General features: G+C 72.4%; 8 protein-coding genes. 7 read left to right on the top strand and 1 reads right to left on the bottom strand.

The annotated features are described in order from the left end of the window. Positions 1–273: 273 nt before the first annotated feature. Positions 274–930, bottom strand: coding sequence for a hypothetical protein (locus ACGFMP_RS10500; RefSeq protein WP_393671658.1), 657 nt, complete (start codon positions 928–930; stop codon positions 274–276). 207 nt (positions 931–1,137) lie between these two features. On the opposite strand from ACGFMP_RS10500, the gene ACGFMP_RS10495 reads away from it, so the two are divergent. The 7 genes from ACGFMP_RS10495 (at position 1,138) to ACGFMP_RS10465 (ending at position 11,955) form a co-directional block, all read left to right on the top strand. Continuing rightward, the gene (locus ACGFMP_RS10495; protein WP_393671656.1) at positions 1,138–1,803 is read left to right on the top strand and encodes an LAETG motif-containing sortase-dependent surface protein; all 666 of its coding nucleotides are present in this window, start codon (positions 1,138–1,140) and stop codon (positions 1,801–1,803) included. A gap of 307 nt (positions 1,804–2,110) precedes the next feature. Further along, a complete protein-coding gene (locus ACGFMP_RS10490; RefSeq protein ID WP_393671655.1) occupies positions 2,111–4,831 on the top strand; it encodes an alpha/beta fold hydrolase in 2,721 nt (906 codons plus the stop codon). Next, positions 4,828–5,709 carry an ABC transporter permease gene (locus ACGFMP_RS10485; RefSeq protein ID WP_393671654.1) on the top strand — a complete coding sequence of 294 codons (882 nt, stop codon included), beginning with the start codon at positions 4,828–4,830 and terminating at the stop codon, positions 5,707–5,709. The genes ACGFMP_RS10490 and ACGFMP_RS10485 overlap by 4 nt, the downstream gene beginning before the upstream one ends. Positions 5,710–5,958: 249 nt before the next feature. Then, on the top strand, positions 5,959–6,768 hold the full coding sequence (locus ACGFMP_RS10480) for a hypothetical protein (protein WP_393671653.1): 810 nt from the start codon (positions 5,959–5,961) through the stop codon (positions 6,766–6,768). A 220-nt stretch (positions 6,769–6,988) separates the two neighbouring features. After that, complete coding sequence (locus ACGFMP_RS10475) at positions 6,989–8,539, top strand: glycosyl hydrolase family 18 protein (RefSeq protein ID WP_393671652.1); 1,551 nt, start codon at positions 6,989–6,991, stop codon at positions 8,537–8,539. A 153-nt stretch (positions 8,540–8,692) separates the two neighbouring features. Further along, a complete protein-coding gene (locus ACGFMP_RS10470; RefSeq protein WP_393671651.1) occupies positions 8,693–9,529 on the top strand; it encodes an undecaprenyl-diphosphate phosphatase in 837 nt (278 codons plus the stop codon). 185 nt (positions 9,530–9,714) lie between these two features. Then, entirely contained in the window at positions 9,715–11,955 is a 2,241-nt protein-coding gene (locus ACGFMP_RS10465) for an RICIN domain-containing protein (protein ID WP_393671650.1), read from the top strand. Positions 11,956–12,441 lie beyond the last annotated feature (486 nt).

Below are 12,441 nucleotides of genomic sequence, written 5' to 3'. Positions count from 1 at the left end.
ATTCTTCGCAATATTCATGACATACAACCGTCATAGACGGGGCGGAAGTTGGTGATTTTCCGACCGCCGCTGCGCGGTCGCGGCCTGCGGAGATCCGCGGGGCAGCTCGGGGCTGGGACGGGAGTCGGCTGCGAGGCCGGCGGGTCCGGAGAGGGGGAGGCGGCCGACCCGAGGCGGTGCGGCGGCGGTCCTGATCCGGGGCGGCGGGCAGCCCCGGCGCGGAGTGGTGGGCAGGCCCTGCCCTACGAGGGCGGCGGGGCCCGCGCTACGAGGTCAGCGGGTCCTGCGCGGGGAGGCCAGCAGGAAGGGTGCGCCCCCGCGGGCACGGTGCTCGGTGCACTGCCAGCCGTACCTGCCGAGCAGGTCCGCGCATCTCGCGAGCGCCCGTGCGGCGGTGTCCTGGTCCGCCGCGCCGCGCCAGGCCACCTCGGGCAGGCCGTCCTGCCCGCCGGCCGTCACCGCGTACCCGGTGCCGCCGGAACCGGCCGGCGGGCAGCCGCCCGCTTCCAGGGCCAGCGCCACCGAGTGCACCGCGCGGTCCCGCTCCCAGGGGGCGGGCACGTCGGTCGCGCCGTCGAGCAGCAGCGCGCGGATCCGCAGCAGGCCCTCCCACGCGGTCGCCACCTCCGCCGCCCGCCGCGCCCCGCCGGGTGGCGCCGTCCCCGTGCCGTCGTCGGCGGTGAAGGTGTCCGCCGCGGGCACCGGCCCGCCCTCGGCGGGGACTTCGGGCCGGGCCGCCGTCAGATCGGCGCGCAGTCGCAGCCCTTGCTGTGAGAGGTAGTGGCCGTGGTGCCCGGCGCGGCCGTGCGCCACGGCGAGCCCGCGAGCGACGAGCGCCGCGCAGACATCGGCCCTCGCCGTCAGCCGTCCGGTCGCCGGGTCGGAGCCGGTGACCGCACGCCGCTGGGCCGCGGTCAAAGCGGTGGGCATGGGTCCTCCTCCCTGGTGCCGTCCTCGCACCGTACCCCGGGGCACCGACAACCCCGGCCCGCGGGAACACCGTTGAATTCGCTACGGAATTCGTAAGGGGGACGCCCGGTGAAAGCGCGCGGAAGGGCAGGGTGTATTGTCCCGGTCCCACGGTAATCAGGCGGGCGGGGCCGTAGGGATGAAGTCCGGTCTGCAATGGGAGGGTTCATGAGATTGACGGTTCAGGGCCGCAGGAGATCCGCGGCCATCGCGGCGACCGGAATGGCCGCCATGATCGGTACAGCGCTGATGACGGGAACCGCCTCGGCGCACACTCCCGTCTGGTCGGTCACCTGCGATTCGGTCAAGGTCGACCTGACGAGCTACAGCACCGCCAAGCACGTGCACAACTCGGTGTCGCTCACCATCGTCGGCGGTGAGGGCGCGCTGGCCGACGACGAGGACTTCGGCAGCAGCTTCCACTTCAAGGACGCGCTGCCCCCGCACGACAGCCCGCTCACCCTGCACCTGGTGGTCAAGGCAGGCGACAACAAGAAGTACGACGTGGACGAGACCAAGGTCTCGCCGGTGTGCGAGAAGCCGACGTCACCGCCGCCGACCACGCCGGCCACCACGCCGCCGACGACCCCGGCCACGACTCCGGCGACCACCGCCCCGGAGACGACCCCGCCGACCACCACACCGGCGCCCTCGGCCACCACCAACGCCCCGGTGGTCGCCGGCACCTCGTCCGCCTCAGGCGGCGGCGACCTGGCCGAGACCGGCAGCTCCAACGCCACGCCGGTGATTGCGGGCGTCGCCGTGGCCGTCGTCCTCGCGGGTGGCGGACTGGTCTTCTGGACCCGCAGGCGCGGCTCCTCGACCCACCGCTGACCGGCCCCCACGGGACCGGCGGAAACACCCCGGGGAATGCGCCATCGATTCGTGGCGCATTCCCCGGAAAAGCCGATCACGGCCCTCGGCCGACCGGCCGAATTCCTTGATCGACAAATGTGCGGGCGCCGGTCCACCGGCGCCCGCACATCTGCGTTGATCAACCCGGCCCGCAATTCCCGATCACCGGGGAATCCGCGCCGACCGTGCGGCGGGCGGCGGGCGAGCGCGCCGCCCGGCCTGTGAAAACCCGGAGAATGCCCCGCCCATGTCCGGCCGCAACGGCGGCCACACTTAGGATCGGGGGATGGATCTTCGATGGCCGCGGCGCAGGCGGTGGTTGGCCGGGGTGGGGGCGCTCGCGGTTCTGGTGGCAGGCGGCGTGGTCGCGGGCACCGCCGTGGCGGCCGGCGGGAGCGGCGCGGTGCACCGCAGTGACGCGATGCTCACCGGGGCCGGCGGCGTACGCCTGGACACCTCCTACTTCAGCACCGGCGGCCCGGCCCGCAGACCCGCTGTGCTGCTCGGCCACGGCTTCGGCGGCAGCAAGGATGACGTCCGCGGCCAGGCCGAGTCGCTGGCCAGGCACGGCTACGCGGTACTGACCTGGTCGGCCCGCGGGTTCGGGGCCTCGACCGGCTCCATCGGGCTCAACGCGCCCGACGGGGAGGTCGCCGACGTGAGCCGGCTGATCGACTGGCTCGCCGCCCGCCCCGACGTCCGGCTCGACGCCCCCGGCGACCCGCGGGTCGGCGTCTCGGGCGTGTCGTACGGCGGCGCCATCTCGCTGCTGGCCGCCGGATACGACCACCGGATCGACGCGATCGCACCCCGCGAGACGTACTGGAATCTCGCCGACGCGCTCTTCCCGAACGGCGTCTACAAGAAGCTGTGGTCCGGCATCTTCTTCTCCTCCGGCTCCGCCGCACTACCCGCGGCCCCGCGGAAGGCCCCCGCGGGCGGCCCGACCGGCGGCCCGACCGGGGCCTCCGCGGCGCCGGCGCCGGCCGACCCGCTGTGCGGCCGCTTCACCCCCGCGATCTGCGCCCTCTACCAGCGCGTCGCCACCTCGGGCGTACCGGACGCCGCCGCCCGCGCCCAGCTCGAAGCGCTCAGCCCCGCCGCGGTCGCGTCCCGTATCAAGGTCCCGGCGCTGATCGTGCAGGGCCAGACCGACTCGCTCTTCACGCTGGCGCAGTCCGATGCGATGGCCACGGCGATCAAGGCCAACGGCGCGCCCGTCGCCGTCGACTGGATCGCGGGCGGCCACGACGGCGGGGACACGGAGGACGGCAGGGTCGACCGCAGGGTCACCTCGTGGTTCGACCACTACCTCAAGGGCAGCACCGGAACCGGGACGGGCCCCGCCTTCCGCGTCACCCGCACCGGCGGCCTGAACTCCACCGACGGCAGCGTCGTGCTGCGCGGCGCCGACAGCGGCAGCTACCCGGGCCTGGGCGGCGCCACCTCCCGCCGGATCGCGCTGTCCGGCCGCGAGCAGCGGATCACCAACCCGGCGGGCGGCGCGCCACCCGCGATCTCCGCGGTGCCAGGCACCGGCGCGCTCAGCGACCTGTCCTCGCTCGGCGCCGGCCTGTCCCTCGACATCCCCGGGCAGTACGCGCAGTTCGAGTCCGCACCCCTCAAGGCCGGCACCCATCTGACCGGCGCGCCGACGGTCACCCTGCGGGTCGCCACCGGCGCGCCCGACGCGGTCCTCTTCGGCAAGCTCTACGATGTCTCGCCCGGCGGCAAGGCCACCCTGCCCGCGGCGCTGGCCGCACCGGTCAGGGTGCAGGGCTCGCCCGGCGGCAGGACCCTCACGCTGCGACTGCCCGCCGTCGACCACGACTTCGCGGCCGGCCACCGGATGCGGCTGGTGCTCGCCACCACCGACCTGGGCTACGCATCCCCGGCCGCGCCCGCCACCGTGACCGTTTCGCTGGCATCGCCGCAGCTGACCGTGCCCGTGGACGGCGCGCTCGGCGACGACGACGCCGCGCTGCCCTGGTGGGCCTGGGCACTGCCGCCGCTGGCGCTGCTGGCCGCCGCCGTGCTGCTGCTCACCGGTCGCCGCCGGGTCCGGCCGCGCCGCGCCGACCCGGCGCTGGCCGCGGTGCCGCTGGAGATCACCGGGCTGAGCAAGCGGTACGCCAAGTCGGCCGACCGCTACGCCGTCCGCGACCTGTCCTTCCGGGTCGAGCCCGGCCAGGTGCTCGGCCTGCTCGGGCCGAACGGCGCGGGCAAGACCACCACGTTGCGGATGCTGATGGGGCTGATCCGCCCCGACGACGGCGAGATCCGGGTGTTCGGCGAGGCGGTCCGCCCGGGTGCGCCGGTGCTCTCGAGACTGGGCGCCTTCGTGGAGGGCGCCGGCTTCCTGCCGCATCTGACCGGCCGCGCCAACCTGGAGCTCTACTGGCAGGCCACCGGCCGCCCGGCGCAGGACGCCCGGCTGGCCGAGGCGCTGGAGATCGCCGGGCTCGGCGAGGCGCTGGAGCGGGCGGTGCGCACGTACTCGCAGGGCATGCGGCAGCGGCTGGCCATCGCGCAGGCCATGCTCGGCCTGCCCGACCTGCTGATCCTCGACGAGCCGACCAACGGCCTCGACCCGCCGCAGATCCGCGAGATGCGCGAGGTGCTGATCCGCTACGCCGCCGAGGGGCGCACGGTCATCGTCTCCAGCCACCTGCTGGCCGAGGTCGAGCAGAGCTGCACGCATCTGGTGGTGATGGACCGCGGACGGCTCGTCACCTCGGGCCCGGTCGCGGACATCATCGGCTCGGCCGACACGGTATTGGTCGGCGTGGACGGCGAGATGCCGCAGAGCGTGGTCGACAAGGTCGCCGGGCTGGCAGGGGTGGCCACCGCAGTCCGGGAGGAGGACGGGCTGCTCGCGGTGCTCGACGGGCTGACCTCGGCGCAGTTCGTGGCCGAACTCGTCCGGCTCGGGGTGCCGGTGGCCCGGGTCGGGCCGCACCGCCGCCTGGAGGACGCCTTCCTGACCCTGATCGGAGGCTCGGCATGAGCGCCGCACCCCCCGCCCCCCTGCCCGCACCGCCGCACACCGCGGCCTCCGGCTACCGGCCGGGCCGCACCCTGCGGCTGCGGGTGGAGGCCCGCAGGCAGCTGCGCAGGCGGCGCACCATGATCGTGGCCGCGCTGCTCGCCGCGCTGCCCTTCATCCTGATCATCGCCTTCGCGATCGGCGGCACTCCGAAGGAGGGGCGCAACGGCCCCACCCTGATCGACACCGCCACCGCTTCGGGTGCGAACTTCGCCGCGACCTGCCTGTTCGTCTCAGCGGGCTTCGTGCTGGTGGTGCCGGTCGCGCTCTTCTGCGGCGACACGGTCGCCTCGGAGGCGGGCTGGTCCAGCCTGCGCTACCTGCTGGCCGCGCCGGTGCCGAGGACCCGGCTGCTGAGCGTGAAGCTCGCGGTGGCACTGGGCTTCAGCGCGGTCGCGCTGGTGCTGCTGCCGGCGGTCGCGCTGGTCGCCGGCACGGTCGCCTATGGCTGGGGCGATCTGGAGCTCCCCACCGGCGGCACGCTGGCCTCGGGTGACGCGCTGCCGCGGCTCGCCGTGGCGGTGGCCTACATCTTCGTCAGCCAGCTGGTCACCGCCGCGCTCGCGTTCTGGCTCTCGACCAAGACGGACGCGCCGCTGGGCGCGGTCGGCGGGGCGGTCGGTCTGACGATCGTCGGGAACGTGCTGGACGCGGTGACCGCGCTCGGCTCCTGGCGGGACGTGCTGCCCGCGCACTGGCAGTTCTCCTGGGCCGACGCGCTCCAGCCCCACCTGGAGTGGACCGGCATGCTGCAGGGCGCGTCGGTGTCGGTGTCGTACGCGATCGTGCTGACGGCGCTGGCCTTCCGCGGCTTCCGCACCAAGGACATCGTGTCCTGACCCGGCGGCCCGGGGCGCCGTCGTCCCGGGCCGCCGGACGGGTGCAGCGGGCCCTGCCGCGGGCCCGACCGGGGGCCTGAAAGCGGGGGCCATCCGGGTGGTAGGGCCGCGGGCGAACGGCGAATCCTCTTGTCCTGGGCATGATCTCCGGGTCCGATCACGTCACCCGCCCCGCGCGTTTGGCCGCCCCGCAAGGAGTGCCCGTGCGGCAGAGCCCGCCCGCGGTCCGGCGCCTGTGTCGCTGTGGCCGTGGCCACCGCCCTTGCCGCCGCCCTGACGGCCGCCCCGACCGGCGGCAGCGCGGCGGCCGCGCCGGCCGGTCACCGCCCTGCGGTCAAGCCGGTCCCCACCGCCGCAGGCCACCGGCTGATCCGCGGCGTGAGCAGCCCGCTGAGCATCGCCCAGTGCCAGGCCACCTGGGGCATCGACTGTTACGGCCCGCTGCAGTACCGGCAGGCGTACGCCCCCGATCCGCTCCACCGCGCCGGTGTCACGGGCAAAGGCCGCACCATCGTGGTCGTGGACTCGTTCGGCTCGCCGACGATCCAGCACGACCTGGACGTCTACAGCGCCCACTGGGGCATCAAGAGCTCCACGGTGCAGGTGGTCGAGTGGGGCGATGTGCCGCCGTTCGACCCGGCAGACCCGGACCACGGCGTCAGGGACATCGTGGGCGCCCGGCGCGGTACCCCGGACATCTCGATGGCCGCCGCGGTCGACGGCGGCGCGTGGGTGTACTCCAGCTACGATCCCGCGGCCACCGGCTGGGACGTCTACGGCGGCACCAGCGAGGCCGCCCCGCTGTTCGCCGGCGTCATCGCGCCGGCCGACCAGCTCGGCGGGTGCCGGGTCGGCGACATCCACAAGGCGCTTTACCCGCCGGCCAGGGGCGACGCGAGGTCCACCGGCGTGGTGGACGTCGAGGACGGCACGGACAACACCTGTGACGGCGTGCCCGGTCACACCGCGGTGAAGTGCTACGACATGGCGACCGGTGTGGGCACACCGGACGCCTCGCGGTTCGTTCCCGCGCTCGCCGCGGCCGGCCGGGGGCGCTGACCGGCGCGGAGGCATCGGGACAGGTCACCGCCGCGCCCTTCCCGGTGCGGCGGCGCCGGTTGGCGCGGCGGGTGCCGGAAAAGCCGGAATTCAGCGGCCGGGTGGTCCAAGTCCTTTATCTGTTAGGACTCTTGACAGTTGGGTGGTCCAGGCCAGCAGTATTGGTCCAGACCAGCAGGCCGCCGCCTGCTGATCCCCCCACCTGGAAGGAGCGCGGTCCATGACCGGACCCGTTCGCAGACCCCCCGTCCGCGCACTGCTCACCGGACTCGTCACCGCCGCCGCGTCGGCGGGGCTCGCCCTGACCGGCGGCGGCACCGCACACGCGGCCACCGCACTGCCCACCCACATAGCGGCGCCGTACTTCGAGGCGTACAACGGCGACAGCCTCGCCGGGCTCGCCTCCGCCTCCGGCAACAAGTACCTGACGATGGCCTTCATCCAGACCCCGTCGGTCGGCTCCTGTACCCCGTACTGGAACGGCGACAGCTCGATGCCGATCAGCCAGGCGAACTTCGGCGCCGACATCGACACCATGCAGGCAGCCGGCGGCGACGTCATCCCGTCCTTCGGCGGCTACGCGGCCGACAACAGCGGCACCGAGATCGCCGACAGCTGCACCAACGTCAGCTCGATCGCCGCCGCTTACGAGAAGGTCATCACGACCTACGACATCAGCCGGATCGATCTGGACATCGAGGACAACTCGCTGACCAACTCCGGCGGCATCGACCGCCGCAACAAGGCCGTCAAGATGGTGCAGGACTGGGCGGCCGCCAACGGCCGCCCGATGCAGTTCTCCTACACCCTGCCGACCACGACCCACGGCCTGGAAGGCGGCTCCGTCGGCTCGGGCAGCGGCCTGGCCGTCCTGCAGAACGCCGTGAGCAACGGCGTCAAGCTCGACGTCGTCAACATCATGACGTTCGACTACTACGACAACGCCAGCCACAACATGGCCAACGACACCCAGACCGCGGCCCAGGGCCTGCACGACCAGCTGGGCCAGCTCTACCCGTCGAAGACCGACGCCCAGCTGTGGAACATGGTGGGCGTCACCGAGATGCCCGGCATCGACGACTTCGGCGCCGCCGAGACCTTCACCACCGCCAACGCCACCTCGGTCTACAACTGGGCCGTCGGCAAGGGCATCAACACCCTGTCCTTCTGGGCGCTCCAGCGCGACAACGGCGGCTGCCCCGGCCAGGGCGGCTCGGACACCTGCTCAGGCACCACCCAGAGCACCTGGCAGTTCAGCCACACCTTCGAGCCGTTCAACGGCGGCAGCACCCCGCCGCCGGCCAACGACTTCTCGGTGTCGCTGTCCCCGGCGTCCGCCACGGTCACCGCGGGCGGATCCGCCACCTCCAGCGTGCACACCGCGGTGACCACCGGCTCCGCGCAGTCCGTGGCCCTGAAGGTCACCGGCGCACCGGCCGGCGTCACCGCCTCGGTCAGCCCCGCCTCGGTCACCGCGGGCGGCAACGCCACCCTGTCGGTGTCCACCACCGCCTCGGCGGTCTCGGGCAAGTACACCCTGACGGTGACCGGCACGGCGGCAGGTGCCAGCCACTCGGCCACCTACACGCTGACGGTCACCGGCGGCACCACCGGGTGCACGGCCGCGGCATGGAGCAGCACCGCGGTCTACGTTGGCGGCAACACCGTCTCCTACGGCGGCCACACCTGGAAGGCCAAGTGGTGGACGACGGGCGAGACGCCCGGCACCACGGGGGAGTGGGGAGTCTGGCAGGACCTCGGCGCCTGCTAGGCCGCCAGGTCGTGGTCCGGCGGCCGGGCCGCCCCGGATTCGGGGTCCGGCCGCCGATCCTCTAAAGTCGCACCGACGTCTACCGCAATGTAGTCGCAGCAGTAGTCGGAGCGGGCCGGGTGATCACCGGCAGACCAGGGGACAGGACCACCCATGAGTGCCATCGGCGTCGGCCAGGCCGTCATCCTCGGAGTCGTGGAAGGAGTCACGGAATTCCTGCCGGTCTCCTCCACCGGGCATCTGAAGCTGGCCGAGGGCCTGATGAACATCAAGGTCGACGACGACGCCGTCGTCGGCTTCACCGCGGTGATCCAGGTCGGCGCCATCGCCGCGGTCTTCGTCTACTTCTTCAAGGACATCGCGCGGTTCGTCACCGCGTGGCTGCGCGGGCTGACGAACAAGGGGGAGCGCGACAACCACGACTACAAGTTCACCTGGTGGGTGATCTACTCCACGATCCCGATCGTGATCGTCGGCCTCGCGGCCAAGCCGCTGATCGACGGTCCGCTCGGCTCGCTGTGGGTGGTCGCCCTGTCACTGATCGGCGGCAGCATAGTGATGTGGGCCGCCGAGCAGATGGCCAGGTTCAAGCGCGGCGAGCAGGAGGTGACGCTCAAGGACGCCATGTACGTCGGCACCTCGCAGATCCTGGCGCTGCTCTTCCCCGGCTTCTCCCGGTCGGGCGCGACCATCTCCACCGCGCTGATCCGCGACCTGGACCGGATGGCGGCCACCCGGCTGTCGTTCTTCCTCGGCCTGCCCGCGCTCACCGGCGCCGGGCTGTACGAGCTCAAGGACGCCACCGGCGGCGGGGTGAGCGCCACCGCGCTGGGGGTCGGCACCCTGGTGTCCTTCGTGGTGGCCTACGGGTCCATCGCCTGGCTGCTGCGCTTCGTCGCCAAGCACTCCTTCAACTCCTTCGTGATCTACCGGATCGTGGTCGGCCTCATCCTGATCGGGCTGCTCGCGACCAACGTCCTGGACGCGTGACGCCCGCCGTCCCCGCCGCCTGACCAGCGGCGCGACCGAGTACGCAAGGCCGGGCCCGATGGCCCGGCCCTTGCTTTCGCCGCATAATTCACGACTTATTTTTTGATGTGTATTGACTCGCCGACAGGCGGCCCCTAGCGTCCACACCGCATCGCGCACCCCACAACGCGACCGAGGAGACACGTGTGACCCAGGTACCCGCCGGGCCCGGCACGCCGGCCCGCACCCCCCGCCACCGCAGACGAACGGCCGCCCTCGTGGCGGCACTTCTGATACCCGTCGGCGCCGGCATCGCACTGGTCTCCGCCCCCGGCGCCGGGGCCGCGACCATCCCCACCGCCCCGGCCACCGTGACCGGCGTCGGCAGCGGCAAATGCGTGGACGCCCGCGCCGCGGCCACCGGCAACGGCACCGCCGTCCAGCAGTACACCTGCAACGGCAGCGCCGCGCAGCAGTGGCAGTTCACCGCCACCGACAGCGGCTACTACCGGATCGGCGCCGCCTCCGCCCCCAGCCAGGTCTGGGACGAGACGGACGTGTCCACCGCGGACGGCGCCCTCACCCAGCTGTGGCTGTACGGTGGCGGCTCCAACCAGCAGTGGCAGCCGGTCGCCGAGTCCGGCGGCTCCTTCCACTTCGTCAACCGCAACAGCGGCAAGTGCCTCGACGTGCCCTCCGCCTCCACCGCCGACAGCGTCCAGTTGCAGCAGTACACCTGCAACGGCAGCGCGGCGCAGTCCTTCAATGTCAGCGGCTCCGGGGGCGGCACCACCACCCCGCCCACCGGCAACGACCCGGATCTCGGGCCCAACGTGGTCACCTTCGACCCGTCGATGTCGGCCTCCTCGATCCAGTCCCGGCTGAACACGATCTTCAACCAGCAGCAGACCAACCAGTTCGGCGGCCAGCGCTACGCCGTGCTGTTCAAGCCGGGCACCTACAGCGCCGATGTCAACGTCGGCTTCTACACCGAGGTCGCCGGGCTCGGCCTGAGCCCCGACGACGTCACCATCAACGGCGCCGTGCACGCCGAGGCCGACTGGTTCCAGGGCAACGCCACCCAGAACTTCTGGCGCGACGCCGAGAACATGTCGGTCAACCCCACCGGCGGCACCGACCGCTGGGCCGTCTCGCAGGCCGCGCCCTACCGGCGGATGCACGTACGCGGCAACCTGGCGCTGGACGACGGCGGCTGGTCCAGCGGCGGCTTCATCTCCGACTCCAAGGTCGACGGCCAGATCCGCTCCGGCTCCCAGCAGCAGTTCCTCACCAGGAACTCCACGATGGGCAGCTGGTCGGGGTCCAACTGGAACATGGTCTTCGTCGGCGACCAGGGCGCGCCCGCCCAGTCCTTCCCGACCTACACCACGGTCGCCTCCTCGCCCACCATCCGCGAGAAGCCGTTCCTGTACATCGACGGCTCGGGCAAGTACCAGGTCTTCGTGCCCGCGCTCCAGTCCAACGCCTCCGGCACCACCTGGAGCGGCAAGACCCCGCAGGGGCAGTCGCTGCCGATCGACCAGTTCTACATCGTCAAGCCGGGCGCGACCGCGTCGGACATCAACGCGGCCCTCGCGGCGGGCAAGAACCTGCTGGTCACCCCGGGCGTCTACCACCTCAACCAGACGCTGAACATCACCCGGCCCGACACCGTCGTGCTCGGCCTCGGTCTGGCCACCCTGGTGCCGGACAACGGGATCACCGCGATCAGCACCGCCGACGTCGACGGCATCAAGCTGGCGGGCCTGCTGATCGACGCGGGCACCACCAACTCGCAGCAGCTGATGCAGATCGGCCCGGCCGGCTCGTCCGCCGGCCACGCGGCCGACCCGACCAGCCTGTCCGACGTCTTCTTCCGGATCGGCGGCGCCACCGTCGGCAAGGCCACCCAGTCGCTGGTGATCAACAGCAGCAACACGATCATCGACCACACCTGGATCTGGCGGGCCGACCACGGCAACGGCGGCACGGTCGGCTGGAGCACCAACACCGCGGACACCGGACTGGTCGTCAACGGTGCCAACGTGACGGCCTACGGCCTGTTCGTCGAGCACTTCCAGAAGACGCAGGTCCTCTGGAACGGCAACGGCGGCAGAACGTACTTCTTCCAGAACGAGATGCCCTACGACCCGCCCAACCAGAGCTCCTGGATGAACGGTTCGTCGCAGGGATACCCCGCCTACAAGGTCGCCGACTCGGTCGGCACCCATGAGGCCTGGGGCCTGGGCAGCTACTGCTACTTCAGCAGCAACCCGTCGGTGGTGTCCGCCAACGCCTTCCAGGTGCCCAACACCTCGGGCGTGCGCTTCCACGACATGGTGACCGTCTCCCTCGGCGGCACCGGCACCATCAGCCATGTCGTCAACACCACGGGGGCCGCCGTGAACAGCGGCCACCAGGTCACCGACCTGACCAGCTACCCCTGACCCACCCCCGACGACCCCACGGGCCCGAACCTCCCCCGGTCCCGTGGGGCCGCAATTTCCCCCGGCCCCGTGTGGCCGCATTTTTCCCGGCCCACCCCTTGTGTAGCCGGCGAGCCGAAGGGCGCGCCGGTGTCGAAAGGGAGAACGCGCGGAGGTCCCCGAGGAACGAGGGGATCGAGCACGATCGACTGTCGACACCGGCGCGAAGCGCCCGGAGGCGAGCGGGCGGCAAAAAGGGGGAACGAGGGGATCGAGCACGATCGACTGTCGACACCGGATCGAAGCGCCCGGAGGCGAGCCGGCGGCAAAAAAGGAGATACAAAACCCGGCCGACCCATCCCCCCACGGGTGGGCCGGCCGGGCGTATCGAGGGCCGCGCGGGCGGCCCTCGGTGGTGGGGGGGGCGGGGGGGGGGGGGGGGGGCCCCCCCCGCGGCCCGCCGGGGCGGGGGGGGGGGCCCCCCCCCGCGCCCGCCCACACCGGGCG

The organism is Streptomyces sp. NPDC049040 (genome assembly GCF_043197715.1).
Lineage (GTDB): Bacteria > Actinomycetota > Actinomycetes > Streptomycetales > Streptomycetaceae > Actinacidiphila.
The sequence above is the reverse complement of the archived record's forward strand: the minus strand, read 5'-3'. Positions and strand labels throughout refer to the sequence as shown.

Coding starts and splice junctions, on each gene's coding strand:
- ACGFMP_RS10500 (WP_393671658.1), bottom strand. CDS start 930: ATGCCCACCGCTTTGACCGCGGCCCAGCGGCGTGCGGTCACCGGCTCC.
- ACGFMP_RS10495 (WP_393671656.1), top strand. CDS start 1,138: ATGAGATTGACGGTTCAGGGCCGCAGGAGATCCGCGGCCATCGCGGCG.
- ACGFMP_RS10490 (WP_393671655.1), top strand. CDS start 2,111: ATGGATCTTCGATGGCCGCGGCGCAGGCGGTGGTTGGCCGGGGTGGGG.
- ACGFMP_RS10485 (WP_393671654.1), top strand. CDS start 4,828: ATGAGCGCCGCACCCCCCGCCCCCCTGCCCGCACCGCCGCACACCGCG.
- ACGFMP_RS10475 (WP_393671652.1), top strand. CDS start 6,989: ATGACCGGACCCGTTCGCAGACCCCCCGTCCGCGCACTGCTCACCGGA.
- ACGFMP_RS10470 (WP_393671651.1), top strand. CDS start 8,693: ATGAGTGCCATCGGCGTCGGCCAGGCCGTCATCCTCGGAGTCGTGGAA.